26 protein-coding genes and 1 tRNA gene are annotated in these 26195 nt (G+C 68.3%); 15 read left to right on the top strand and 12 right to left on the bottom strand.

Annotation, left to right across the window (positions count from 1 at the left end; genetic code table 11):
- Positions 1–111: 111 nt before the first annotated feature.
- From KXC42_RS00105 to KXC42_RS00120, 4 genes are all read left to right on the top strand, one after another.
- Positions 112–612 carry a hypothetical protein gene (locus KXC42_RS00105; RefSeq protein ID WP_006550927.1) on the top strand — a complete coding sequence of 167 codons (501 nt, stop codon included), beginning with the start codon at positions 112–114 and terminating at the stop codon, positions 610–612.
- Between the two features lie 77 nt (positions 613–689).
- Positions 690–1196: a copper chaperone PCu(A)C gene (locus KXC42_RS00110; protein WP_019290458.1), complete on the top strand. Its 507-nt coding sequence runs from the start codon at positions 690–692 to the stop codon at positions 1194–1196.
- Positions 1189–2364: a Dyp-type peroxidase gene (locus KXC42_RS00115; RefSeq protein ID WP_006550929.1), complete on the top strand. Its 1176-nt coding sequence runs from the start codon at positions 1189–1191 to the stop codon at positions 2362–2364. The genes KXC42_RS00110 and KXC42_RS00115 overlap by 8 nt, the downstream gene beginning before the upstream one ends.
- A gap of 45 nt (positions 2365–2409) precedes the next feature.
- Positions 2410–3387, top strand: coding sequence for a R2-like ligand-binding oxidase (locus KXC42_RS00120; RefSeq protein WP_219129748.1), 978 nt, complete (start codon positions 2410–2412; stop codon positions 3385–3387).
- A gap of 28 nt (positions 3388–3415) precedes the next feature.
- Here KXC42_RS00120 and KXC42_RS00125 read toward each other — a convergent pair whose 3' ends face one another.
- The gene (locus tag KXC42_RS00125; RefSeq protein ID WP_006550931.1) at positions 3416–4522 is read right to left on the bottom strand and encodes a hypothetical protein; all 1107 of its coding nucleotides are present in this window, start codon (positions 4520–4522) and stop codon (positions 3416–3418) included.
- 215 nt (positions 4523–4737) lie between these two features.
- Here KXC42_RS00125 and KXC42_RS00130 point away from each other — a divergent pair, with 215 nt between their 5' ends.
- Positions 4738–6030, top strand: coding sequence for a lipase family protein (locus KXC42_RS00130; protein ID WP_033098094.1), 1293 nt, complete (start codon positions 4738–4740; stop codon positions 6028–6030).
- Positions 6031–6103: 73 nt separating this feature from the next.
- Here KXC42_RS00130 and KXC42_RS00135 read toward each other — a convergent pair whose 3' ends face one another.
- Positions 6104–8059, bottom strand: a complete 1956-nt coding sequence (locus tag KXC42_RS00135; RefSeq protein WP_219129749.1) for an acyl-CoA dehydrogenase family protein — start codon at positions 8057–8059, stop codon at positions 6104–6106.
- 354 nt (positions 8060–8413) lie between these two features.
- Positions 8414–8878: a hypothetical protein gene (locus KXC42_RS00140; protein ID WP_219129750.1), complete on the bottom strand. Its 465-nt coding sequence runs from the start codon at positions 8876–8878 to the stop codon at positions 8414–8416.
- Between the two features lie 101 nt (positions 8879–8979).
- Between KXC42_RS00140 and KXC42_RS00145 the strand changes: the two genes are divergently transcribed.
- A complete protein-coding gene (locus KXC42_RS00145) occupies positions 8980–9507 on the top strand; it encodes a peptidylprolyl isomerase (protein WP_024102562.1) in 528 nt (175 codons plus the stop codon).
- A 10-nt stretch (positions 9508–9517) separates the two neighbouring features.
- Positions 9518–10444, top strand: a complete 927-nt coding sequence (locus KXC42_RS00150; protein WP_006550936.1) for a rhomboid family intramembrane serine protease — start codon at positions 9518–9520, stop codon at positions 10442–10444.
- On the opposite strand, the gene KXC42_RS00155 is transcribed toward KXC42_RS00150, so the two are convergent.
- Positions 10429–10887, bottom strand: coding sequence for a PH domain-containing protein (locus tag KXC42_RS00155; RefSeq protein WP_219129751.1), 459 nt, complete (start codon positions 10885–10887; stop codon positions 10429–10431). The two genes, KXC42_RS00150 and KXC42_RS00155, sit on opposite strands and share 16 nt — an antisense overlap.
- A gap of 107 nt (positions 10888–10994) precedes the next feature.
- The gene (gene crgA, locus KXC42_RS00160; RefSeq protein WP_006550938.1) at positions 10995–11258 is read right to left on the bottom strand and encodes a cell division protein CrgA; all 264 of its coding nucleotides are present in this window, start codon (positions 11256–11258) and stop codon (positions 10995–10997) included.
- Between the two features lie 103 nt (positions 11259–11361).
- Between crgA and KXC42_RS00165 the strand changes: the two genes are divergently transcribed.
- Complete coding sequence (locus KXC42_RS00165) at positions 11362–12087, top strand: DUF881 domain-containing protein (protein ID WP_039584449.1); 726 nt, start codon at positions 11362–11364, stop codon at positions 12085–12087.
- A gap of 206 nt (positions 12088–12293) precedes the next feature.
- Positions 12294–12956 carry an aminodeoxychorismate/anthranilate synthase component II gene (locus tag KXC42_RS00170; RefSeq protein ID WP_006550940.1) on the top strand — a complete coding sequence of 221 codons (663 nt, stop codon included), beginning with the start codon at positions 12294–12296 and terminating at the stop codon, positions 12954–12956.
- Between the two features lie 67 nt (positions 12957–13023).
- Here KXC42_RS00170 and pknB read toward each other — a convergent pair whose 3' ends face one another.
- From pknB to KXC42_RS00205, 7 genes are all read right to left on the bottom strand, one after another.
- Entirely contained in the window at positions 13024–14928 is a 1905-nt protein-coding gene (gene pknB, locus KXC42_RS00175; RefSeq protein WP_006550941.1) for a Stk1 family PASTA domain-containing Ser/Thr kinase, read from the bottom strand.
- Entirely contained in the window at positions 14925–16490 is a 1566-nt protein-coding gene (locus tag KXC42_RS00180; protein ID WP_024102565.1) for a serine/threonine-protein kinase, read from the bottom strand. Before KXC42_RS00180 ends, pknB begins: the two co-directional genes overlap by 4 nt.
- A 1-nt stretch (position 16491) precedes the next feature.
- Positions 16492–17976 carry a penicillin-binding protein 2 gene (locus tag KXC42_RS00185; RefSeq protein WP_006550943.1) on the bottom strand — a complete coding sequence of 495 codons (1485 nt, stop codon included), beginning with the start codon at positions 17974–17976 and terminating at the stop codon, positions 16492–16494.
- Positions 17973–19421, bottom strand: a complete 1449-nt coding sequence (locus KXC42_RS00190; RefSeq protein WP_006550944.1) for an FtsW/RodA/SpoVE family cell cycle protein — start codon at positions 19419–19421, stop codon at positions 17973–17975. The genes KXC42_RS00185 and KXC42_RS00190 overlap by 4 nt, the downstream gene beginning before the upstream one ends.
- On the bottom strand, positions 19421–20950 hold the full coding sequence (locus KXC42_RS00195; protein ID WP_006550945.1) for a PP2C family serine/threonine-protein phosphatase: 1530 nt from the start codon (positions 20948–20950) through the stop codon (positions 19421–19423). Before KXC42_RS00195 ends, KXC42_RS00190 begins: the two co-directional genes overlap by 1 nt.
- The gene (locus KXC42_RS00200) at positions 20947–21408 is read right to left on the bottom strand and encodes an FHA domain-containing protein (RefSeq protein ID WP_006550946.1); all 462 of its coding nucleotides are present in this window, start codon (positions 21406–21408) and stop codon (positions 20947–20949) included. The genes KXC42_RS00195 and KXC42_RS00200 overlap by 4 nt, the downstream gene beginning before the upstream one ends.
- 154 nt (positions 21409–21562) lie before the next feature.
- Entirely contained in the window at positions 21563–22870 is a 1308-nt protein-coding gene (locus KXC42_RS00205) for a DUF3662 and FHA domain-containing protein (RefSeq protein ID WP_219129752.1), read from the bottom strand.
- 202 nt (positions 22871–23072) lie between these two features.
- On the opposite strand from KXC42_RS00205, the gene KXC42_RS00210 reads away from it, so the two are divergent.
- The 6 genes from KXC42_RS00210 (at position 23073) to KXC42_RS00235 (ending at position 26192) form a co-directional block, all read left to right on the top strand.
- Positions 23073–23155 (top strand) — tRNA-Leu (locus KXC42_RS00210).
- Positions 23156–23284: 129 nt separating this feature from the next.
- The gene (locus tag KXC42_RS00215; protein WP_219129753.1) at positions 23285–23989 is read left to right on the top strand and encodes a methyltransferase domain-containing protein; all 705 of its coding nucleotides are present in this window, start codon (positions 23285–23287) and stop codon (positions 23987–23989) included.
- Positions 23990–24174: 185 nt separating this feature from the next.
- Positions 24175–24381 (top strand): hypothetical protein, encoded by a 207-nt coding sequence (locus tag KXC42_RS00220; protein ID WP_033098101.1) that lies wholly within the window; start codon positions 24175–24177, stop codon positions 24379–24381.
- 247 nt (positions 24382–24628) lie between these two features.
- Complete coding sequence (locus KXC42_RS00225) at positions 24629–24997, top strand: metal-sensitive transcriptional regulator (protein ID WP_257605948.1); 369 nt, start codon at positions 24629–24631, stop codon at positions 24995–24997.
- Positions 24998–25026: 29 nt separating this feature from the next.
- Positions 25027–25233 carry a heavy-metal-associated domain-containing protein gene (locus tag KXC42_RS00230; RefSeq protein WP_039584454.1) on the top strand — a complete coding sequence of 69 codons (207 nt, stop codon included), beginning with the start codon at positions 25027–25029 and terminating at the stop codon, positions 25231–25233.
- Entirely contained in the window at positions 25230–26192 is a 963-nt protein-coding gene (locus KXC42_RS00235) for a hypothetical protein (RefSeq protein ID WP_219129754.1), read from the top strand. The genes KXC42_RS00230 and KXC42_RS00235 overlap by 4 nt, the downstream gene beginning before the upstream one ends.
- Positions 26193–26195 lie beyond the last annotated feature (3 nt).

Here is a 26195-nt window from a genome sequence, read left to right on the forward strand (position 1 = left end):
TGCCCAATCTTCTCGACGGCACGTCGATATCTTACCGACGCTCTGTCGTTATATTCGGTGATAGTTACTACATGGGGTAGTAATCGCAGGTGAGGGAAGTATTCTGACTTCATGGCCGAGGTGAACACCGTGATGCGCATGCGCGCGGTCTTCGTGAGCGGAATCTCGGCCGCACTGAGCATCGCCGCGCACGCCTTCGCCGGCGGAGCGATTCCCCACCAGGACGCCCTGGTGTTCCTCCTCGGGCTTGCCTTCGCTGTCGGAGTCCTCATCGGCGAAACCAGGCTTCCGGTGCCGCTCGTCCTCGTCCTCGGGCAGGTCGCCGGCCACCTCGTGCTGGGACTCCACGACGGTCACCTGCACACACCGGGATCCGGAATGATGTCCGCCCACGCGGTTGCCGTCCTCCTCGCCGCAGTATTGGTACGGGGTGCCGAGAAGGGCTGCGAAGCAGCACTCGCAGCGCTGCGCCGGATCGTTCCCGAGACGTACCGCACGCTGCCCGTGGCCGTCGCCGAACCTGTCCCGACGATCCACCGCCCCGATATCGGTCCCGGCGTACTACTCGTCGGCGGAACCGGCAGCCGCGCACCTCCCGTTGTTCTCCGCTAGGTCAACCTTCTCGGTCGCCGCCGCCGGCGACCGCTCGTTCCGTGTGCCCGCAGAGGCACCGACACTTACGGAGAATCATGAAGAAGACCATGTTCGGCACTGCGATCGCCGCAACGGCCCTGCTCGCCGCCGCCTGCGGTTCCGACACCGGCACCACCGACTCGGCCGAGGCCGTCGTCGTGTCCGAAGCCTGGGTCAAGGCATCCGACACCGGGATGACCGGTGCCTTCGCCGAGATCGAGAACACCGGCAGCAGTGACGTGCACATCGTCGGCGCGTCCAGTCCTGCATCCGCTACCACGGAACTGCACGAGATGGTGTCGTCCGGCGGCGCCTCGATGGTGATGCAGGAGATGGGGGACGGGCTCGTCATCCCCGCGGACACCGTGCACAGCCTCGCGCCCGGCGGCGACCACCTCATGCTCATGGACCTCGTGGAGCCTCTGCGACCCGGGAACACGGTGACCTTCACACTCGAGTTCGCGGACGGATCGACCGAGGAGTTCACGGCCCAGGTCCGCGACTTCGCCGGGGCACAGGAGGAGTACGTGCCGTCCCACGACGGGGCAACCCACGATGGCTAGATTCACTCGACGCACCCTGCTCGGGGGCGGTGTCGCCGCGCTGGGTGCAGCAGGACTCGGCGCGGTCGGAGGTGGGACGGCGGTCGCGTCCCGCATCTCCGAACCGATCGGCGCGCGGACCGTGGAGATCCACGGCACCCATCAGGCCGGTATCGACACCCCCGCGCAGTCCTTCGCGTCGTTCGTGGCACTGGACCTCGCCGAGGGTGTCGATCGTGACGGGCTCGTCGGGATCATGCGGGTGTGGGCCGAGGATTCGCGGCGACTCACCACCGGGACGCCGGCGCTGGGCGACACCGAACCCGAACTCGCCGTCGACCCGGCCCGGCTGACGGTCACGGTCGGCTACGGTCCCGCGGTCTTCGACGCCGCGGGCCTGACCGACCGACGACCCGCGTGGCTGAAGCCGCTGCCGGCCTTCCCGATCGACCGGCTCGAGGAACGATGGTCCAGCGGCGACCTGCTGTTGCAGATCTGCGCCGACGACCCGGTGACCGTCTCGCACGCGGTCCGCACACTCACCAGGAGTGTGCGATCGGTGGCGACGGTCCGCTGGATCCAGCGAGGGTTCCGGCGTGCGGCCGGCACGCGACCCGACGGGACGACCATGCGCAACCTCATGGGGCAGGTAGACGGCACCGTCAATCCCGCGCCGCACAGCCCGGACTTCGACCGGCAGGTGTGGAATCCGGGTGACCCGCCGTGGATGGCCGGTGGCACCTCGCTCGTGTTACGCCGGATCCGCATGGAACTCGACACCTGGGACGAGCTGGACCGTCCCGCTCGGGAACTCGCCGTCGGCCGGCGACTGTCGAACGGTGCTCCGCTGACGGGTTCGGAGGAACACGACGACGCCGACTTCGAGGCCACCGACCGGTTCGGTATCCCGGTGATCCCGCCGGAATCGCACGTCGCGCGGGCACGTCCCCGCACCGGCGACGAGCAGTTCCTGCGACGGGGTTACAACTACGACGACCAGGACGGCGCCGGATTGCTGTTCGCCACCTACCAGGTGGACGTGGACCGTCAGTTCGTCCCGGTGCAGCAGCGCCTCGCCGAGCACGACGCGCTGAATCCGTGGATCACGCCGATCGGGTCGGCGGTCTTTCTCGTCCCTCCGGGATTCGGTCCGAAGGGGTATCCCGGCGACACCTTGCTGGGTGACTGAGACAAGACCGCGACGTATGTGGAATCGAGGTCTAGCCTCGAGGGTGTGACCGAGATTACACAGTTGCGTCAGGGTTTCGCGTCGCTGCGGGAAGGCGGCCTGAACTGGGACGCCTTCCCGCTCCGGCTCTTCGCGAAGGGCAACGCAGCGCACTGGGATCCGATGGACATCGACTTCTCCCACGACGCCGAGGACTGGGCGTCGCTCAACTCGGAACAACGCCGCAGTTCGACCTATCTGGTCGCGTTGTTCGTCGCCGGCGAGGAGGCCGTCACGCAGGACATCCTTCCGTTCCTCCGCGCCATGGAAGTGGAGGGCCGGTTGGGTGACGAGATGTACCTGACCCAGTTCTGCTACGAGGAGGCCAAGCACGTGCAGGTGTTCCGTCGCTGGATGGACACCGTGGGACTGACATCCGACCTGCACCCGTTCGTTGCCGAGAATCCCTACTACCGGCGGCTGTTCTACGAGGAACTGCCGCACAGCCTGCGCGTGCTCGATCGAGATCCGTCCCCGGCCAATCAGGTCCGCGCGAGTGTCACCTACAACCACGTCATCGAGGGCAGTCTCGCGCTGACGGGCTACTACGCGTGGCAGAAGGTGTGCACCAAGTACGGGATCCTGCCGGGCATGCAGGAGATCATCCGGCGGATCGGCTCCGACGAGCGCCGGCACATGGCCTGGGGCACGTTCACCTGCCGACGGCATGTGGCAGCGGACGACTCGAACTGGAACGTCGTGTTGCAGCGGATGGAGGAGTTGCTTCCCCTCGCGACCGGAATGATCCAGTGGCAGAACGAGCAGTTCGACGAACAGCCCTACGGTCTCGACAACGACGAGTTCATCTCCTATGCGGCCGACCGGGCACAGAGACGGCTCGGCGCAATAGAATCCGCGCGCGGACGCCCGCTGGAGGAGATCGATCTCGACTTCGCTCCCGCCGTGCTCGAGGACCGTTTCGGGGACGAGGACGCCGCCGCGCTCGCTGCGGTTCCGGCTCCCGACCGCACCCCGGCGGACTGAGCAGGGTCGATCGGAGACAGGAGATCGATCAGAGCAGCATGCCGGCGAGGATCGCGATCAGCACGAGAACGGCGACCACCCCGATGACGACCGTTCTCGTGTTGCCGGTGTTCTCGTCTGCGGTGCCCGTGGTGAGCACCGGAACGGGTGTGGCCTCCTTCCTCGCGGCTCCGCGGTTCTCGGCGGTGCTCTCGGCCCCGAGACGTCTCTCCTCGAGTTCGCGCAGCCGAGCGAAACCGCCGGTGAGTACGTCGGTTTCGTCGTAGGAAGGTGGAAGTCCGATCCGGGTCTTGTTGGTCTCGCGTGCCGGCGTGAATCCGGCCGCGAGGATCGCGGCGCCGAGCGCCGCCGTCTGTTCCGGGCCCGGCCCGACGAGGCTGCGCACCGTGAGCTTCGTGGCGAGGCTGTTCGCGATCTCCTGGATGTGGGTGCGATCTCGTGCGACGAGACCGTCGCCCATGACGACGACGGCCTCGAGATTGTCCGGTATCCAGCCGAACGATCCGAGGGCCGTGGCGAGTTGGGCTGCCGGGGACGGTGCGCCCTGGGCGGGGGTGCGGTAGGCCTTGCCGGCGGGCACGCCCGAGCGTACGAGGGTGACGGTCGAGCCGCCGTCGTCGAGATGGAAGACCCCCACGAGTTGGCCAGGGGTCTCGGAGATCTCGGAGGCGTACCAGGCGGCGGCCGCCTGCGCGTCGGACACGAGATCCACGTGCCGCAGATTCGCGTAGTCCAGGGCGGCACGCAAGGTCGCGATGGTGTCCGGATCCCAGTGCGACGGGTAGGTGGCGGCGTAGCCGGGGTCGCTGTCCCGGTCCATGCCGCCGAAGGTCGGCAACGGGTGGCACTCCCGCAACAGGCAGTGGATGGCGGTGGCCATCGCGTCCTCGGCGCGGTACATGCGACCGTCGCTCGCGGTGATGCCCGAGGCGTCGCCGACCCGCGTGAGGAAGCCCGCGATCGTGCGTGCTTCGTCCCCGTGCGCCACGCTGCCGAGCGACGTGTTGCCGTCGTGGTCGACGTGCAGGACGGAGTCGCGGGCGAGGACGACAGGGTCGGGAGTGCCGGGTTCGTTGGATGCGATGACCGCCGTGGACACGACTCGCCCGATCCGGAGGCCGACACCGATTGCCATGTCTTCCCTTCCTCGAGAGGCTGCTCGTCCGTCGTGCTGCCGAGGACCCGACTCGCTCCGGGTGCGCCGGACAAATGCACCGCTTCGGGCGCGAAGAACGATTGTGGCAGACAGGGAGGGAAGTGCCGACCTTACTTTCCGGTAAGTACGTGTTACAGTCCGTACCGCCGTGACGAGGGACACACGGTTCCGGTGGATCCAGGTGGAGGAACAACATGGTGGGGCGCGCTCGGAAGTGGATGGCCGCGGCGGTGACGACGACCGTCCTTGCCGGCGGAATTCTCGGAACCGCGGCGACAGCGGGAGCCGAGACGGACTTCTATCTCCCGCCCGACCCACTGCCGACGGGTGCTCCCGGCGACGTCCTGCGCACGGCACCGTCCGATCTGGCATTGCGCGCACCGGTCGCCGACGGCATCTTCCCGGGTCAGGGCACCAAGCTGCTGTACCGCAGCAACGACGCCAAGGGCGCACCCAACGCGGTGAGCGGCACCTACATCGAGCCGTCGACGCCGTGGAACGGTCCCGGCGACCGGCCGCTCGTCGCGCTGGCCGTCGGTACCCACGGTCAGGGTGACCAGTGCGCGCCGTCCCGCAATCTCGGCGCGCTCGTCAACTATAATCCGCCCCTCGACTTCTTCACCGAGTACGAGGTGCTGTCGATCAACGCGCTGCTGCTGCGCGGCATCGCCGTGGTCGTCACCGACTACGACGGTCTCGGTACGCCGGGGCACCACACCTACGTGAACCGCGCCGCCGAAGCCCACGCGGTGCTCGACTCGGTGCGCGCGGCGCTGAAGCTCGAGAACGCGTCGGTGACCGAGAACAGCCCGGTCGGCCTCTTCGGTTACTCGCAGGGCGGCGGCGCGTCGGGCGCTGCGGCCGAGCTCGCACCCGAGTACGCCCCCGAACTGAACCTCGTCGGCGCCTACGTGGGTGCTCCGCCCGCCGACCTCGTGGCCACGTTGAAGCAGATCGACGGCACGCTGCTCACCGGTGCCATCGGGTACACGATCAACGGTCTGGCCGACGCCTACCCGGAGATCCGCGACGAGATCGACGCCGAGATCAGTGATCGCGGCCGCAAGATGCTCGCGGCCGTGGCGAACCAGTGCGTCCCGGAGACGGTGGCGAATTTCGCATTCCAGCGCACCGGCGACTACACCCGCACGGGTGAGCCCCTCGATGTCGTGCTCGACCGCCTGCCCCAGGTCCAGAAGATCCTCGCGGAGCAGCGCATCGGCAACCGCACGCCTGCCGTGCCCGTCCTCCTCCAGCACGGCACGCAGGACGACACGGTCCCCTACGGTCAGGGCCGTCAGCTGGCGCTGGACTGGTGCGATCAGGGCGCGACGGTGCAGTTCCTGCCCAACACGACGCCGCCGATCCTGCCCGGCTTCATCATCAACCATGCGGTGCCCATGATCGGCGGACTGCCCGACTCCGTCGCGTACATCGAAGCGCGACTGCGCGGTGAGCCCGCACCGTCGAACTGTGGAGCCTTCTGACGCTCCTTCGAATCCGCAATCGATCCGGCCCGCACTCCCTTCCGGGGGTGCGGGCCGGATTCGTGTGCGGGGTCTACACCGAGTGACGGGTGTCGATGATCCGGCGCGCGACGTTCGTCTCGGTCGACGGGCCCGGTTCCCAGCGGGAGATCCACGGACCGGTGCCCTCGCTCGGATCGAGCACACCGCGCTCGAGCCACTCGTATCTGCCCTCGAGAACGCCGGCCGCGGTGCGACGATCCTCGGCGTCGGTGTTCGTCCACAGGGCGTCGAACAACTTCTCCACGCGCAGCCGCGACTGCTTGCAGAACGCGTCGGCCAGTTCGAAGGCCGTGTCGGCTCCCGGGTTCCCGTCGACGCGTTGCCGTTCGGCGCGCACGCACACGGCGGTCGCGGCGAACAGCTCGGCTCCGATGTCGACGATCCGTCCGAGGAAGTTCTCCCGCTTCTCGAGTCCGGCCTGCCAGCGGGCCATCCCGTAGAAGGTCGAGCGGGCGAGCTTGCGCGAGCTGCGTTCGATGTACCTCAGATGTGTTGCCAGAAAACCGAATTCGTTGTAGGTCCGCGGTAGCTGTCCCTTGCCGGTGACGAGTTTCGGGAGCCATCGGGCGTAGAACCCGCTCGCCCGTACCGCGGCCTGCGCCTTCTCCTTGCCCGTCGAATCGGGGTCGGCGAGTTCGCCAGCTGCGCGCAGGTGGGCGTCGACCGCCTCGCGGGCGACGAGGAGACGCATGATCTCGCTCGACCCCTCGAAGATGCGGTTGATCCGCAGGTCGCGGACGAGTTGCTCTGCGGGAACGGCCCGTTCGCCGCGCGCCGCCAGCGACTCGGCGGTCTCGTAGCCGCGTCCGCCGCGGATCTGCACGAGTTCGTCGGCGATGAGGCATCCCATCTCGCTCGCCCACAACTTCGCCAGTGCCGCCTCGATGCGGATGTCGTTGCGCTGTTCGTCGTTCATCTGGCCCGACAGTTCGACGACGGACTCGAGTGCGTAGGTGGTCGCGGCGATGAACGAGATCTTCGCGGCGACGGCCTCGTGCTCACCGACCGGCTTGCCCCACTGCACCCGCTCCGACGACCATTCGCGGGCGATCTTCAGCGCCCACTTGCCGGCACCCGAGCACATCGCGGGGATGGCGAGGCGACCGGCGTTGAGCGTCGTCAACGCGATCTTCAGCCCATCGCCCTCACGTCCGATGAGGTTCTCCTTCGGAACCCGCACCTTGTGCAGCCGGGTCACGCCGTTCTCGATGCCGCGCAGGCCCATGAAGGAGTTGCGGCGTTCGACGGTGATGCCGGGTGAATCCGCTTCCACGACGAAGGCGGAGATCCCGCCGCGATGGCCCTCGCTCTCCGGTACGCGGGCCATGACGACGAGCAGTTCGGCGACCACCCCGTTGGTCGTCCACAGCTTGACGCCCTCGAGTTCGTAGGCGCTGCCGTCCTCGACCGGGATGGCGGTGGACGCGAGTCGGGCGGGGTCGGACCCGACGTCGGGCTCGGTGAGCAGGAAAGCCGAGATGGCGCCGCGCGCGCATCGCGGCAGGAAGCGCTGCTTCTGCTCAGGGGTGCCGGCGAGCTTGAGCGGTTCCGGCACACCGATCGACTGATGGGCCGACAGCAGCGCGCCGATGCTGGGATGCACGCAGGCGACGACCGTCAGGGCCCGGTTGTAGGCGACCTGCGACAGCCCGAGGCCGCCGTACTCCTGCGGGATCTTCATGCCGAAGCAGCCGAGTTCGGCCAGCTCGCGGACGTATTCGTCGGGTATCCGCGCGTCGCGTTCGATGCGGCTGCCGTCCATCGAACTGCACGCGGCGCGCAGGCGTGCGAGGAACTCCTCGGTACGGGAGTCCTCGTCGGGTGTCGGTCGCGGGAAGGGGTGGACGAGGTCGAGGGTGAGCCGTCCGAGGAACAGTTCCTTCGCGAAGGACGGCTTGTTCCACTCGGATTCGCGCGCCTGCTCCGCTACTTCACGAGCCTGCCGCTCGGTGACCTGTGGGGTTCGGGCATCGGCGCTCTCTGCCATGACTGCCTCCGGGTCGCGTGCCTACTGGTGAGTATGCACCCGGATGTGCCTCTTATCACAGGTTCGGCCGAGTCGATCATGAAGCAGTCGGATGTGAACTAGATCACTACCGCGGAAGTCGTCGGGGACGTGCGGGTACTCCCGGACGCGCCTACGCTCGAATAGTCACCGACGACGTGCCCCGCCCGTCACTCGCCGATCCCCATCGCGGATCGGAACGGAGGTGGCCATGGAATTCCTGGCCTTCGTCCCCGTCCTGCTCACTTTCCTCGGCGCGCTCTACTTCGCGGCGTGCCTCATCGTCGACCGCGAGATCCGATCGGCGGAACGAGAATTCGGCACCGCGGACGGCGATCAGGCCTCCGAGGTGTCGATGGACTCGGGGGAGACCGGCGTCGAGGCGGCCTCGTCGGTCGTCGTCGCCGCGGACTCCGCGGGCCGCACGCGCGGCGGTTCCGGAGCGATCGGAGGGTGATCCGGCCGTCGTCGCCGGTAGAACACGACCCCGCCTGCGGCCACGACGGCAACCGCGCCGGCGACGACGAGACCGAACCGCCTGCCCGTGCGCTCCGGACGAGAGGACGACTTCGCGGCACACCGCTCGGCCGCGGCCCGCCGGGCCACCGAGAGCAGTTCGCCCGCGACGTCCAGACCCTTGCGTGCTGCGAACAGTCCGGCCGCACTCGAGCCCTGCGCGAGAGCTACCGCGCCCTCGCCGGCCACGCGGAGAGCACCCGCGAGATTGCCGGATTCGTCGTGACGTCGCACGAATGCCGGAAGCCACACGTCGTCGGTCTCGGCATGAATCAGCTTGCTCATGCGTCCACTCTTCCATACCGCCCGGACCTGTGGTCGTGACCGGAGAGCGTGTCCCGCGCCGCCTGTCCTGCCCGGGAAGCGGGCAATGGCACCATGGTGGGGTGACTTCACCGCATCAGACAGCAACGGCCACGCTCCACACGAACCGCGGCGACATCGCGATTGCGCTTTTCGGCAACCACGCGCCGAAGACCGTCGAGAACTTCGTCGGCCTGGCTCAGGGCACCAAGGAGTACAAGACCCAGAACGCCAAGGGCGAGACCAGCGGTCCGTTCTACGACGGCGCGGTCTTCCACCGCGTCATCGACGGCTTCATGATCCAGGGTGGCGACCCCACCGGCACCGGCCGCGGCGGCCCGGGCTACCAGTTCGCCGACGAGTTCCACCCCGAGCTGCAGTTCGACCGCGGCTACCTGCTCGCGATGGCGAACGCCGGCCCGGGCACCAACGGCTCGCAGTTCTTCATCACCGTCGGCCCGACCCCGCACCTCAACCGTCGCCACACCATCTTCGGTGAGGTCGTCGACGCCGAGTCGAAGAAGGTCGTCGACGCGATCGCGACCACCGCCACCGACCGCGCCGATCGCCCGGTCGACGACGTCGTGATCAACAGCATCACCATCTCCTGAGAGAGTTCCCATGACGAACCCCGGCTGGGGCTCCGCGGCCGAGGGTGGTGGCCCGCAACCCCAGCCGCGGTGCGTTCGCCATCCCGACCGCCCGACCCTTCTCGCCTGCTCCCGATGCGGCCGGCCCGCGTGCCCCGAGTGCCTGCGTCCCGCCTCGGTCGGTCAGCACTGCGTCGACTGCGTCGCCGCGGCCGAACGGTCGACACCGCAGGCCCGCACCATCGCCGGCGCACCCGTCCGTTCCGATCGGCCCTCGCCGATCGTGACGTACGTGCTCATCGCGCTGAATGTGCTCGTCTTCGGCATCACCGCCGCGCAGTCGGGCAGCGTGATGACCAACGAGCAGGGCTCGGCGCTGTTCCTCGACTGGGCGTTGTGGCCGCCCATCATCGCCGCGCACGGCGAGTACATCCGGATCCTCGGCAGCGGATTCCTGCACTTCGGCCTGCTCCATCTGGCCGTCAACATGTTCGCCCTGTGGGTGATCGGACGCGACACCGAACTCGTGCTCGGACGCGCCCGGTACCTCTCGGTCTACCTCGTGTCGATCCTCGGCGGGTCCGCCGCAGTGATGTTCATGGAGACCGGAGCGGTCACCGCCGGAGCGTCGGGAGCGGTCTTCGGTCTGCTCGGCGCGCAGGCCGTCATCCTGCTGCGCCTGCGTCGCAGCCCGGCACCCGTGCTGACCATCGTCGGCCTCAACGTGATCATCAGCATCACCGTCCCGGGCATCTCCCTGTGGGGTCACCTGGGCGGTCTCGTCGCCGGTGCCGCCGCGACAGCGGCCCTGCTCTACGCCCCGCAGTATCTCGGTGCCGGCACCGACCGGGACCGCATCGTGCGCACCGGATGGATCGCGCTGGTCGCGGTCGTCGCGGTGACGCTGGTCGCGATCGTGCTCGCCGTCGTGCGGCTACGCGATCAACTGGGTGTCTGATCGGGCGCGAGATCGCGCATCGCCAGCGCGGCGTGCACCTTCCGCGGGTCGGTGCCCAGATCCCACCGGCCGAAGATCATCAGGTTCTCCGTGCCGGTCGCGGGGTCGATCGTGTCGATCTCGAGCATCGGCACGCGCCGCCCGAAGCGCGGGTACTCGACGATCCGCACGCGGTGCAGGGCCGCGCGCGGGAACTCGCGACGACCCGTCAACCGCATCGTCGCGATCCCCGTTCCTCCGGGGAGCACTTCGAGACGCGGACGCTGCCGCAACGCGAGCGCGACCATCACGAGGACGAGCACCGCCGCGAAACCCACCAGTACGCGACCGGCCGCGTCGGGAACCGCAACCGCGGCGGTCACGGCCAAGGCAATACCGGCGGCCGACAACGCCGCTATCGCGGCGGGCGGCGTCGCCCACCGCAGCGGTGTCTCGTCGGGCATCTGCGTCCTCTTCCGATCCGTTCCCCGGGGACCTCTCACCGGGTTGTGCACAGTGTTATCCCCAGGTGGGGATGAATAACATCGGTGTAACCCGAGCGGGGTGGAGGTCAGCGCCAGTTCATCGTCATGATCAGACCGACCACCATGAACCCGAAACCGATCAGGAAGTTCCAGGCACCGAGATCGTTCATCCACGTGATCTGCTCGGCCGCGAGGTAGTAGACGATCAGCCACAGCAACCCGATGACCATCAGGGCGAGCATCACCGTCACGTACAACGTGCTCGACGGCGTGCCCTTGACCTTCACCGGTGTGCGGCTCACCGTCCGGGTCGCGGAGACGTCCTTCTTGCGAACCTTCGACTTGGGCATGGTGTCCTCGTTCTCACGTCTCCACCCGTCGTACACGGATGGAGTGGTCGGTCAACTACCTGTTGAGATCACGCTAACGTAAGGCCAGGATCGGAGGTACAACGTGTCGGAACGACGACTGCGCGCGCCCGTGTGGGGTGTCGCGACCCTCGCCGTCTGCCTCGTGGCCGGTCTGCTCGTGGGTACCACCCGCGGAGTGTCCGAAGGCGACGAACTGCGCGCCGGCGACTCCCCGCGACTGTCCGATCTGGTCCGGGCCGCGCAGGAGAAGGCCGACGAACTGGCCGCCACCCGAGACGATCTCACTACCCGCATCGACGAACTCCAGGACCGTGCCGCGGTGAACGACGAGGACGTCGCCGCGGTGCTCGACGACCTGTCCGCGATCGAGGACCCGGCCGGACTCGTGGCCCGCCGCGGTCCGGGCGTGACCGTCACTCTCACCGACGCACCCCGCGACGCCAACGGACGCTATCCGTCCGGTGCCTCACCCGACGATCTCGTCGTGCACCAGCAGGACGTGCAGAGCGTGCTCAACGCGATGTGGGCCGGCGGTGCCGAGGCCGTGGCCATGCAGGATCAGCGGATCGTCGCGACGTCGGCACCACGCTGCATCGGCAACACGCTGCTGCTGCACGGACGCACCTACTCACCGCCCTATGTCGTCACCGCGCTCGGCGACCCGGCACGGCTGCAGGCCGCGCTCGACGCCGAGCCCGGTATCCGCATCTACAAGCAGTACGCGGCCCGCTATCAACTCGGCTACACGCAGCAGGCGTCGGAGGATCTGTCGGTCCCCGCCTACACCGGTAGTTCGTCCGCGCGCTGAGCGGTGCCCGGGAGCACTGTCCGAATCGGGCCACCGGGCGGGTCGCCCTCTGCCGGCCACCGGGCGGGTCGCCCTCTGCCGGCCACCGGGCGGGTCGCCCTCTACCGGCCACCGGGCGGGTCGCCCTCTACCGGCCACCGGGCGGGTCGCCCTCTACCGGCCACCGGGCGGGTCGCCCTCTACCGGCCACTGAGTACCCTCGTCTCATGCGCATTCTCGTCGTCGACAACTACGACAGCTTCGTCTTCAACCTGGTCCAGTATCTGGGGCAGCTCGGAACGACGGCCGACGTGTGGCGCAACGATGACGAGCGGCTCACCGCACCGGGTGCTCTCGCGCGGGTCGCGAAGGAGTACGACGGCATCCTCCTCAGCCCAGGGCCGGGCACACCCGAACGCGCCGGGGCGAGCATCGATCTGGTCAAGGCATGTGCCGACAGCAGCACTCCGCTGCTCGGTGTGTGCCTCGGCCACCAGTCCATCGGTGTCGCATTCGGCGCGACCGTCGATCGCGCCCCCGAGCTGCTGCACGGCAAGACCAGCCTGGTTCGTCACAATGGTGCTGGTGTGCTCGCGGGCCTGCCCGATCCGTTCACCGCGACCCGCTACCACTCGCTGACCGTGCTGCCCGAGACGATGCCCGCCGAACTCGAGCCCACCGGCCACACGGAGACCGGCATCGTCATGGCCCTGCGTCACGCCGAGCTGCCGATCCACGGTGTGCAGTTCCACCCCGAATCGGTGCTCACCCAGGGCGGTCACCGCATGCTCGCGAACTGGCTCGCGGCCTGCGGCGAGGCACCGGACGAGACGCTCGTCGCGCGCCTCGAGGCGCAGATGGCACGCGCGCTCGACGGCGGAGCCGCCTGACGCACCCCATTTCCGACGAGAAAGGCGCCGGTCCTTCGAGGATCGGCGCCTTTCGTCGAAAGCTCGTTCAGCGGATGCCGAGCACACCGACGCCCACGGTGAGGGGCTGGTTTTTCGAGATCTCCGAACCCGGCGGCTGGGCCTGCGTGATCACGGTGCCGACGAGATCGACATCGAGTGTCGCCTCACGCGTCTGCTGGAGCTGAGAGGCGTTGCCCGTCCAGCCGGCGCCGCGCAGAGCGGCGAGTGCATCCGACACCGACCGGTTGGTGACGACGGGCATCTCGATGCGGTCGCCGTTGGACACCCGCACCGTCACCGTCGACCCCTGTTCGGTGGAGGCGCCACCGGCCGGACTCGTCGAGACGACGGTGCCCTCGGTCTCGCTGGAGTCGATGTTCTCGACGACGACCTCGAAACCGGCACCCTCGATGTTGTCGCTCGCCACCTCGACGGTTTGGCCCACGACGTTGGGGACGCGCACCAGTTCGGGGCCGGATCCCAAAGTGATGGTGATGGGGCTGTCGCGGTCGACGCTGGCTCCCGCACCGGGGCTCTGGTCGACGACGAGGTCCTCGTCGTCGGCATTCGACGGAGCACGTCCGACGTTCGGGTCGAGCCGGAGACCGGCGGCGGACAGCTCCTGGGCTGCGCGTTCCTGCGTCATGCCTTCGAGCCGCGGGATCTGCACCTGTTCCGGTCCTGTCGAGACCTCGAGGGTGACGGTCGAACCCTCCTCGGCCTGGCTCCCGGGCACGGGACGGGTGTTGATGACGTTGCCGTTCGCGACGACCGGATCGCTCTTCTGCTGGATCGAGACCCGGAAGCCGGCGTTCTGCAGCTGGCTCTCGGCGAGCTCGGCGGAGACGTTGCGGACGTCGGGCACCGTGACCTGGGCGGCCGTCGAACCGGGTCCGAGCGACCACAGGAAGACGCCGACGATACCGACCACGGCGAGCGCGGCGATGCCGAGCAGCACCTTTTTGAGAACTGAGCCGCCGCCGGAATCCTCGGCGGGTGCCCCGGCGGCACCGGCGGCCGCGACGCGGCCGTGCCGCCCCGTGTTGTTGTCGACGGAGTCGATCAGCGTCGTGCGGTCCTCGTCGGTCATCACCATCGGCGCACTCGGACGCTGCCCGCTCAGCACGCGGATCAGGTCGCTGCGCATCTCCGCAGCCGACTGGTAGCGGTTCGCGGGGTTCTTCGCCATCGCCTTGAGGATCACCGAGTCGAGCTCGGGCGGCACCGACGAATTCACCGATGACGGCAGCGGCGGATCCTCCCGCACGTGCTGGTAGGCCACCGCGACGGGCGAGTCGCCTTTGAAGGGGGGCTCGCCGGTGAGGATCTCGAACAGGACGCAGCCCACCGAGTACACGTCGGACCGGGCGTCGACCTGTTCACCGCGCGCCTGCTCCGGGGAGAGGTACTGTGCGGTGCCGATCACCGCGGCGGTCTGCGTCATCGGGCTCGCGGCGTCGGAGATGGCCCGGGCGATGCCGAAGTCCATGACCTTCACCGCGCCGGCCTTGTTGATCATGACGTTGGCCGGCTTCACGTCGCGGTGCACGATCATGTTGCGGTGGCTGAAGTCCAGGGCCGCGCACACGTCGGCGATGATCTCCATCGCCCGCTTGGGGGTCATCGGCCCGTCGGCGCGCACGATGTCGCGCAGCGTGTCGCCCTCGACGTACTCCATGACGATGTACGGGAGCGGCCCGGCCTCGGTCTCGGCCTCACCGGTGTCGTAGACGGCGACGATCGCCGGATGGTTCAGCGCAGCGGCATTCTGCGCTTCGCGCCGAAAGCGCAGGTAGAACGTGGGGTCGCGTGCGAGGTCGGCGCGCAACACCTTGATGGCCACATCCCGGCCGAGCCGCAGATCCCGCGCGAGGTGCACCTCGGACATACCGCCGAAGCCGAGGATCTCACCCAGCTCGTAGCGGGAGGAGAGCTTGCGGGGTGTGGTCATGACGTTCCTTGGTTGTTCGTACCGTTGCTGGTTTCGGATGAATTGTCGTCCCCTCCACCGGCGGCCTCGGGGTCGGTCTCGTCGTCGCCGTTACCCTCCGCGCCGCCCGTGCCGCCGTCGCCGCCACCCGTGTCCTCCGCTGTGGTGGTGGTCGTCGTCGTGGTCGGGGCGGTCGTGGTGGTGGGCGGTTGCGTCGTGGTCGGCTCGGTCGTCGGCTCCACCGTGGTCGTCGGCGGCTGCGTCGTCGTCGTGGTCGGAGGAGGCGTGAAGGTCTCCGTCTCGACGGGCGGCGGCAGCGGCACGAACGTCGTCGTGGTGGTCAGCGGCGGACGGGTCGTCGTGGTGGTCGCGCGGGTCGTGGTGAGTTGCGTCGTCGGAGACGGAGCGCGCGGGGTCTCCTCGTCGTCGCCACCCAACAGCACGATTCCCAGCGTCACGAGGGCGAGCACCACTGCCGCACCTGCGGCCCAGGCCAGCGCTGTGGGACTCGGGGACCGTCGTCCGTCATCGTCGGCCGGCACTCCCGTAGTCGGCGGACCTGCCACCGGCGGACGGCCGGCGGTCGGCGGCTGAGCCGAGCGGGGAACCGACGAATAGGCCGTCTGGTCGTACTGCGTCGGGTGCAGGGCACGGGTCGAAGAAGTGTGGGCCGTCGTCCCGGGCACGCCGGGCGGAAGCACGCGGTTGGCGCTGGTCACCGGCGGCACGTTGCCGGGCGGGGGCACGGGCCGTCCGGACCGCACCGCAGCGACGGCGTTGGCGAATTCGCCACCGTTCGAATAGCGGTAGGCCGGGTCCTTCGACATCGCGATCTCGATGAGTTCGCGCACCTCGGGCGGAAGATCCGTCGGCAGCGGCGCCGGGGTCTCCTGGACATGCTTCATCGCGACGGTCACGACGCTGTCGCCGAGGAACGGACGGCGTCCCGACAGCACCTCGTAGCCGACGACGGCCAGCGAGTACACGTCGCTCGCGGACGTCGCCTCCTGACCCAGTGCCTGCTCGGGAGCGATGTACTGTGCGGTGCCCATCACCATGCCGGTGCGGGTGACCGGGGAGGCGTCGACTGCCTTCGCGATACCGAAGTCGGTGATCTTCACCTGGCCCGTCGGGGTGATGAGGATGTTGCCGGGCTTGACGTCGCGGTGCACCACGCCGGCGTTGTGGGCCGCCTGCAGGGCGCGTCCGGTCTGCTCGAGCATGTCGAGCGCGTGCGGCAGCGACAGGCGTCCGAGCCGCGACAGGACGGCGTTGAGCGGTTCGCCGTGTACGAGTTCCATCACGAGATAGGCGATGGACTGGCCCTCGGCGTCGGTGGTCTCGCCGTAGTCGAACACCCCGGCGATGCCGGGATGGTTGAGCTGGGCGGTGGTGCGGGCCTCGAAACGGAACCGGGCGAGGAAGTCCTCGTCGCCGGACAACTCGGCCTTGAGGACCTTCACCGCGACCCGCCGGTCGAGCCGGGTGTCGAGTCCTTCCCACACCTGACCCATTCCGCCGGTCGCGATGAGTCGCTGGAGACGGTAACGGTCGGCGATCATGGCGCCGCTGCTCAGAGCCATGTCAGCCTCCCTGTAATCCGGCCGAGATGACGGCCCGTCCGATCGGGGCGGCCACCGAACCGCCGGTCGCGGCGAGTGCTCGGTCGCCGCCGTCCTCCACGATCACCGCGACGGCGATGCGGGGTTGTTGTGCAGGTGCGAATGCGATGTACCAGGTGTGCGGCGGGGTGTTCCGCGGATCGTTGCCGTGTTCCGCGGTGCCCGTCTTCGACGCGATCTGCACACCCTGGATGGCACCGCCACCGCCGGCGTTGTTCTCGGCACCGATCATCAGGTCGGTGAGGGTCGCCGAGACCTCCGGCGAGATCGCCTGGCCCAGCGATTCGGGCTTGGTCTCCTCGAGCACCGTCAGGTCGGGCCCCTGCCGACGGTCGACGAGATACGGCTTCATGCGCACCCCGCCGTTGGCGATGGTCGCGGCGATCGACGCGTTCTGCAACGGAGTAAGGGCCACATCCCGCTGGCCGATGCTCGACTGGCCGAGTGCCGCGCCGTCCGGGATGGGGCCGACGGTGCTCGCCGCGACGGGCAGCGGGACGTCGAGGGTCTCGCCGATGCCGAGCTTCTCCGCCTGCGAGACCAGGGCCTCGCGTCCGTCGTCGATGCCCATCTCGACGAAGGCCGTGTTGCACGACCGCGCGAACGCCTCCCGCAGCGTCACCGTCGATGCGTCGCCGCACGCGGCCCCGCCGTAGTTCTCGAGGGTCGTCGCGGTGTCGGGCAGGGTGATCTGCGGCGCTGCGGTGAACTGCGTGTCGGGGGTGACGCCGTTCTCGAGCGCGGCCGCCGTCACGACGACCTTGAAGGTCGAGCCCGGAGGGTAGGTCTGGGAGATCGCGCGGTTGAGCATCGGCTTCTCGGGATCGGCGTTGAGCTCGTCCCAGGCCTGCGAGGTCGCGGCGCCGTCGTGTCCCGACAACCGGTTGGGGTCGTAACTCGGCGTGCTCACCATCCCGAGGATCCTGCCGGTGCTCGGTTCGATCGCGACCACCGAGCCCGTGTAACCCTTCGAGGTCAGCTCGTCGTAGGCCACCTGCTGAACGACCGGATCGATCGTGGACACGACGTTTCCGCCGCGCGGGTTGCGGCCCGACACCAGGTCGAACAGTCGACGTCCGAACAGCAGGTTGTCGGAACCGTTGAGCAGCGAATCCTCGGACCGTTCGAGTCCGGTGCTGCCGTATTGCATCGAGTAGAAGCCGGTCACCGGCGCGTAGGCCAGCGGGCTCATCGGCTGGGTCGGCGGCGCCGGGTATTCGCGCAGGTACTTGTAGCGGCTGTCGGTGGGCACCGACACCGCGAGAGCCTGACCGGCCGCGACGATCTGTCCGCGCTGACGGGAGTACTCGTCGATCAGCACACGCGAGTTGCGCGGATCGGTACGGAGATCGTCGGCCTTGATGACCTGCACGTAGGTGGCGTTTGCGAGCAGCGCGACGACCATGAACATCACGGCCATCGCGACCTTGCGGAGCGGACCGTTCATTCGCGCCCCATCATTTCCGTCTTGGCCTCGGCGATCGGCGTGGGCGCTTTCTTACGGGGGATCGCGGGTTGGCGGGCAGCGTGCGAGATCTTCATCAACAGAGCCAGGAGCAGATAGTTTGCGAGCAGCGACGAACCACCGTAGGACACGAACGGTGTGGTCAGGCCGGTCAGGGGGATCAACTTCGTGACACCGCCGACCACCACGAACAGTTGGACGGCGAGGGTGAACGACAGGCCGGCGGCGAGCAGCTTGCCGAAGCTGTCGCGCACCGCCAGCGCCGTGCGCATGCCGCGGACGACGAGGATCAGGAACAACAGCAGGATGGCGGCCAGGCCGATCAGGCCGAGTTCCTCACCGATCGCGGCGACGATGAAGTCGGTCTTCGCGAACGGCACCTGCCCCGGCCGTCCGCTGCCCAGGCCGGTGCCGGCGACTCCGCCGGTCGCGAGACCGAACAGCGACTGGGAGATCTGGTAGCCGGTGTTGTTGTAGTCGGCGAGCGGATCGAGCCAGGTCTCCACGCGCACCCGCACGTGACCGAACATCTGGTACGCCGCGTAGAAGCCGACGGCGAGCAACGAGAATCCGATGATCAGCCAGCCGACACGTTCGGTCGCGATGTAGAGCATCACCAGCACGGTGGTGAACAGCAGCAGCGACGTGCCGAGGTCCTTCTCGAAGACCATCACACCGATCGAGATGATCCAGGCCGCCAGGATCGGGCCGAGATCGCGGGCGCGGGGGAAGTCCATCCCCAGGAAGTGCTTGCCTGCGGTGGTGAACAGGTCGCGCTTCGCCACCAGGACCGATGCGAAGAAGATGATCAGCAGGATCTTCGCGAACTCGCCGGGCTGGATGCTGAAACCGGGCAGCCGGATCCAGATCTTGGCGCCGTTGACCTCGGAGAACCTGCTCGGCAGCAGGGCCGGGATCGCGAGTGCGATCAGGCCGATGAGACCGAGCGTGTAGCTGAACCGCGCGAGCAGACGGTAATCGTGCAGGAACACGAGCACGACGATGAACAGTGCGATGCCGAGCGCCGTCCACAGCACCTGCTGCGTCGCATCGGGCGACGGCGGCGGCAGGCCCATGTAACGGGCGTTCTCCTGATCGGACAGGTCGAGCCGGTGGATGAGCACGAGTCCGAGACCGTTGAGCAGCGCGACTATCGGCAACAGCAGGGGATCGGCGTACTTCGCGAAGCGCCGGACCGCGAGGTGCGCGGCGAGGAACAGCGCAGCGAAGGTCACCCCGTACTTGAGCAGGTCGAGGGTCAGCGCCTGCTCCATCGAGACCTCGACGAGCATGAGCGACACCGTCGTGACACCGATGGCCGCGACGATCAGGGCAAGTTCGGTGTTGCGCCGGGTCGACTGGACGGGCGCCGGGGCGAAACCTCCCGGAGGGCTCGGGAAGTCCCCCACACCATGGGACACCGACATCAGGCGCCCACCCTGCAGTTCTGACCGGGGATCTGGGGCGCGGGCTCGGGAGCCGGCTCCGTGTTCGGAGCGGGTTCGCCGGGAGTCGGCTCGCCGGGAAGCAGTTCGCCGGGCTGGGAGGCCGGTGCCGGTTGGCCCGGCTGCGGCTCACCGGACGCCGGCGGCTGCACCGTGGGTGTCTCGGTGGGCGGGGTGCCGTTCGGTCCGGGCGTCGGCGTCGGCTCTCCCGGGCCGGGGGCCGGTGCGGGAGCGGGCTCGGGTTCCTCCGGGGTGCACACCGGCAGCAGGTCCAGTTCGGCGAGCCGCTGCATCTGCTCGCGGGTGTCGTCGAGCGACCCCGACGGAAGCCCGGCACGGACCTGCTCGCGAGCGGCGGGCCACAGGTCGTCGACGAGCATGACCCGGCACGACGCGCTGTTCGGATCGACGAGCGTGAGGTCGCCCTCGTCGGTGACGCACCCGACGCGCGCGGCCTCCTGCAGCGAGTAACCGAAGACGTCGCCGGGGATACCGCGCAGCACGGTCACGCGACCGTCGTCGGCGCCGACGTAGTAGTTGTTGCGGATCAGCTGGCGGCCGACGAACAGGCCACCGACCAGCACCGCGATGATCACGACGGCGGCGACCGGCCACCACAGGCGGCTGCGCTTCTTCTTCGGCGCCGGTTCCGGGGCCTTGTTGATGACCCGCTTCGGGGTGGCGCGCGGTGGCCGCATTGCGGCGGCGCGACCCGCTGCGGTGTTCGGCGGGGGAGTGTCCTCGTCGTCGTCCGCGGATGCCGCTCCGGCGACGATGGGATGCGACTGGCCGTAGTCGAGATCGATCACGTCGGCGACGACCACGGTGACGTTGTCGGGGCCGCCGCTGCGCAGCGCCAGCTCGATGAGCCGGTCGGCGCACTCGTCGTGCGTGCCCTGCCGCATGGTGTCGGCGATCGTCTCGTCGCTGACGACGTCGGACAGACCGTCGGAGCACACGAGGTAGCGGTCGCCGGCGCGGGCCTCGCGCACGGTGAGGGTCGGTTCGACCTCGCTGCCCGTCAGGGCGCGCATGATCAACGACCGCTGCGGGTGCGTGTGCGCCTGCTCGGGGGTGATGCGGCCCTCGTCCACGAGCGACTGCACGAAGGTGTCGTCGCGGGTGATCTGGGTGAGCTGGTCGTCGCGCAGCAGATAGGCGCGGGAATCGCCGATGTGGGCGAGTCCGAGTTTGCTGCCTGCGAAGAGGATGGCCGTGAGCGTCGTGCCCATGCCGTCGAGTTCGGGCTCTTCCTCGACCTGGTCGGCGATGGAGGCGTTGCCTTCGCGGACGGCCGCGGCGAGCTTACCGAGGAGGTCGCCGCCCGGCTCGTCGTCGTCGAGGTGGGCGAGCGCCGCGATCATCAGCTGTGAGGCGACCTCACCGGCCGCGTGGCCGCCCATGCCGTCGGCGAGGGCGAGCAGGCGGGCACCGGCGTAGACGGAGTCCTCGTTGTTGGAGCGCACGAGGCCGCGATCGCTGCGGGCGGCATATCGGAGTACGAGGGTCACGGGCGGAGCTCGATCACGGTCTTGCCCACCCGGACCGGGGTTCCGAGCGGGACACGGACAGCGGTGGTGACCTTCGCGCGGTCGAGATACGTGCCGTTCGTCGACCCCAGGTCTTCGACGTACCAGTCGGAACCTCGTGGCGACAGGCGTGCGTGGCGCGTGGATGCGTAGTCGTCGGTCAGCACGAGTGTGGAGTCGTCGGCACGGCCGATGAGAACCGGCTGGGTGCCGAGCGTGATCCTCGTGCCGGCCAGCGCGCCCTGCGTGACCACCAGGTACTTGGCGGTCTTGTTACGGCTCAGCGTCGGCAGCACCGACTGCTTGGGCGAGTAACGCGGGAGCGGTCGCGCGGCACCGGCGTAGATGTCGGACCGGAGCGTGCGCAACACCGCCCATACGAACAACCACAGCAGGAGGAGGAATCCCGCTCGGGTCAGCTGCAGAATCAGCCCCTGCACGGTGCATCCTCCTTCGGGGTAGTCGACCGGTCGTGTTCCAGGTCGTGCGGTCACTCACAATACGGACACCGGACGACTCCATGCAGCGTCCGACGCGCTGTCACACGCGTCGGACGGTATGAACGGGTCCGGTGGGTCCTTCGATACCGGCTGATCAGAGGATGCGCACGAGGATTTCGGAGTGCCCGGCGCGAATCACGTCACCATCGGCGAGCTGCCAGTCCTGCACCGAGGCGCCGTTGACCGTCGTGCCGTTCGTCGACCCGAGATCGGAGAGCATCGCGACCTGACCGTCCCACCGGATGTCGATGTGGCGACGCGAGACGCCGGTGTCGGGCAAGCGGAACTGTGCGTCCTGGCCGCGGCCGATGATGTTGCTGCCCTCGCGGAGCTGGTAGTAGCGGCCGCTGCCGTCCTCGAGCTGGAGCGTTGCGGTCAGCACCCGACCGGCGGCGGGGGACTGGTAGCCGGCCTGCTGGTAACCCTGGTCGTAGCCGGGGGCCGCGGCGGTGTAGCCCTGGTCGTAACCGCCCTGCTGCGCGCCGTACTGCTGGTCGTAACCCGGCTGTGCGTAGCTCTGCTGGCCGTAGCCGCCCTGCTGGTAGCCCTGGTCCTGGTAGGCCTGGTCGTAACCGGGCTGTGCGTAACCCTGCTGGCCGTACGCCTGCTGGTCGTACCCGCCCTGCTGCGGGTAGTCCTGGCCGTACGCCTGCGGTTGGGCGCCTCGAGCGCCGTAGGCCTGCTGGTCGTAGCCACCCTGGTCGTAGCCGCCCTGCTGGTAGTCCTGCTCGCTGTAGGCCTGGCCGTACGCCTGCTGGTCGTAACCGCCCTGCTGGTCGTAACCGCCCTGCTGGTCGTAACCGCCGGGAGCCTGGTCGTAGCCGGCGTTGCCGTAGCCCTGGTTGTAGCGCTGCTCCTGGCCGACGTGCGCGTGACCGTTCCGTGCGTACTGCGGTTCCGCCTCGGCGGGGTCACGGCTGGGGTCGTAGCCGGGGTTCTGCGTCATTGGGCCAGCTCCTGGTTCAGAGGTCACGGGTGGGCGGTTCTGCGGGTTCCGCGGTGACGGAGCACGCGTCGCTGAGCGCCCCGCATCGGGATCTACCGAGCCGCGAGTCCGGAACTGCCCGGTGTGCAGTGCCGACGACGACTCGAAGACGACTTGGATCTCACCGTATGTCTGCCATCCCTGTTCTCGGATGAAGTCCTCAAGGTGACGGGAGAATGCCTTCACAGTCAAGTCCCGATCCGCTGCGAGGGCGTCGTGATCGGTTTCGCTGATCGTGATGACGTAGTGATTGGGGGCGAGCATGTTGCCCCGATCGAGCTGTCGGACGCCGTCCGTTGCCTCCTGCTGCAGCGCCGCCTCGACTTCCTGGGGCACGACGCCGCCGCCGAACACGCGGGCGAAAGCGTCGCCGATCGCGGCCTGGAGTTTGCGCTCGAAGCGCTGGGCGATGCCCATGGCGACCCCCTTTCCGTACTCAGCGTGTCGCAATGCAGATCTCGTCACTGCATGGTATCCACTTTTCCCCGGATTCGACCCTGCGGTATGCGGCACGTCTCGCCCGGATGTGCTCGGCGATCGAGCCGGAAGTGTTCGCGGCCCTCTGACCAGGCGAATAGTTGTTCGGCTCCGGTGTGTGTTACTGTTTTCGGCGTTGCTCGGGCGAGTGGCGGAATGGCAGACGCGCTGGCTTCAGGTGCCAGTGTCCTTCGGGACGTGGGGGTTCAAGTCCCCCTTCGCCCACAGTGTGCAGTTCCACGAACTGCGACGGACGAGGTCACGAACTCTTCGGAGATCGTGACCTCGTTTTCGTTTGTCCGGCCCCGATCCGATGCCTTTTCGGCCGTGCTTTACTGGGGCGGTGATGGCCCGGTGACTCCCAACACGGCAGATATCGGCGCAATCCTCATCAGCTCGCGCTCCCTGGACGAGTACCGGTCGATGTTCGACCTCTCCGACGACGATCTGTCACGGAGGATCCTGGACTGCCCGGCCGGCGCGGCGGGGTTCACCGGCGCCGTGAACCGCATCGGTGGTGACGTGACGGCCTGCGACACGGCCTACTCCGACTCCGACGCGGAGCACCTCGCCGTCGTTGCCGCTGCTGAGACCGAGCGCGGGAACCGGTACATCCGGGACCACGCCGAGAACTACGACTGGACGTTCTTCGCCGACCCCGACGAACACGCACGGGTGCGGCGGCAGGCGGTCCGGGATTTCGCCGAGGACATCCGTCGGCATCCGCACCGATATGTCGCCGGGCGGTTGCCGTCCCTGCCGTTCCCCGATGCGGCCTTCGATCTCGTGCTCAGTTCGCACCTGCTGTTCAGCTACGCCGACCGACTCGACCGCACCTTCCACCTCGACGCGATCCGGGAACTGATGCGTGTCGCCCGTGAGGAACTGCGCATCTTCCCGCTCGTGGAGTCCGGATCCTCGGTCCGTTGTCCGTATCTGGACGAACTGCTCGACGACCTCCGGGAACACGGCATCGACGGTGAGGTCGTGGAGGTCGACTACCGATTCCAGAAGGGCGCCCACCACATGCTGGTGTGCCGCCGCATCGGGTTTCCCTGAGCGAAAGGAAGGGCGCAGGGTGGCCGCGCCCTTCCCGATCCGGCTACTCGCTCGACCAACTCCGCGGTACCGGCACTCCCGTGGGTACTCGCGTCCGTCGATTGCCGCGCGCGCCGGCGAGTTGCGGTCCGGTGAGATACAGCGCGAGACCGGCGCACAATGGGAGATGGGGGTAGGAGGTCGTCATGCGTGCTCTGAGTGGCCTACTGAATGTCGTGCTCGGACTTCTCACCGCCCTGCTCGGCACCGTTCTGGGGATCGTCGCCGCCGTGGTGATGCTCCTGGGTGCGGTGTTGTGCGTGACGATCCTGCTGATCCCACTGGGTATCCCTGTCATCCGGCTCTCCCGCCGGCTGTTCACCCTCGCCGGGAAGATGATGCACGTGCCGTGACGTCCCGCGACGAATCGGCTACGAGGCGCTCGATCGCCTCGTGAGGCGCTCGGGCATGTCGTCCACCGGCTACGGAACCTCTTCGGAGCGGCCCCGCATTTTCGAGGGATGCTGGGCACTCTTGCAGCCATCACGATGTCATGCGCCTCTACCTGCGCAAATAGCCTGCGCAGTCTGTTGGTTGCCGTGCATACCCTAGGGGGGTATGGTATCTGGCAGGACGACCGACGCGACAAGGACGATTCCGATGCCGAATACCCCGAGCGAGACCGTGCACACCGATGCCGTCGCACACGACGACGCGCATCAGCACAGCTATGACGCGCATCAGCACAGCTATATCGCCAACAACACCAAGGCCGACTACCTCAAGCGACTGCGTCGCATCGAGGGGCAGGCCCGCGGCCTGCAGCGGATGGTCGAGGAAGAGAAGTACTGCATCGACATCCTCACGCAGATCGCGGCGATGAAGAAGGCCCTCGAGGCCGTCGCGCTCGGTCTGCTCGACGAGCACATGGCGCACTGCGTGGCCGGTGCCGTGCGCGCCGGCGGCGACGAGGCCGACCTCAAGTTGAAGGAAGCCGGCGACGCCATCGCGCGACTCGTCCGTTCCTGATCGTCCAGACCCGTATCCGAGGAGTTTCCATGAGCCGGACCAGCACCTACACCGTCACTGGCATGACCTGCGAGCACTGCGTCGCGTCGGTCACCGAAGAGGTCCAGGAGATCCCGGGCGTCGAGAACGTCGCGGTCGATCTGGCCACCGGTGCCGTCACCGTCACGAGCGCCGAGTCCCTCGACGATGCCGCCGTCGCGGCCGCCGTCGAGGAGGCCGGCTACAGCCTCGCATGAACACCCCGGCCAAGCTCACCGGCTTCGTCACCGCCGTAGCCGCTGTCTTCGGTATCGCGTTGCTCGTCGGCGCGGCCGTCGGCCCGGTGGAAGAGCAGACCGAGGATCCGACCGCGAGCGCCCACGACGCCGGTCACGGTAATGGCACCGTCACCGGCAGCGCCGCCGAAACACCTGCTGTGGAGGAGATCCCGGGAGGTCTGATGACGTACCGGAACGGTTATGCCCTCGCACTCGCCGAGACCGACCTCGAGTCGGGCGAGGACAGGAACCTGACATTCGCGATCAACGGTCCCGGCGGCGCGCCGGTGACCGACTTCGACGTCACCCACGACAAAGAGCTGCACCTGATCGCCGTGCGCCGCGACTTCACCGGATTCCAGCACGTCCATCCCGTGCTCGACGAGAACACCGGCATCTGGTCCGTCGACGTCGACCTCACGCCCGGCACGTGGCGGGTCTTCACCGACTTCACACCCACCGGGGGAGAGTCGCTCACGTTGGGCGCCGACCTCGCGGTGGCAGGCGAATTCGTTCCTGCCGCACCGCAGGCCGACAACCGCACCGCAACCGTCGACGACTACGAGGTCACCCTCGACGGCGACCTGTCGTCGGGCAGCGACGCGATGCTCACCCTCACGGTGAGCAAGGACGGACGGCCGCTCACCGACCTGCAGCCCTATCTCGGTGCCTACGGACACCTGGTGGCGCTGCGCGGCGGCGACCTCGCCTATCTGCACGTCCATCCGGACGGGACACCCGGCGACGGCACCACACGACCCGGTCCCGAGGTCGTCTTCCACACCTCCGTCCCGAGTGCCGGCACCTATCACCTCTATCTCGACTTCCAGCACGACGGAGTGGTTCGCACCGCGGCCTTCACCCTCACCGCCGGAGGCACCGGCGAGGTGCAGCCGGGGTCCGGCGCACACGGTGACCACAGCCATTCCGGCCGCTGACGG

Source organism: Rhodococcus sp. LW-XY12 (assembly GCF_019317345.1).
GTDB classification, from domain to species: Bacteria; Actinomycetota; Actinomycetes; order Mycobacteriales; family Mycobacteriaceae; genus Rhodococcus; species Rhodococcus pyridinivorans.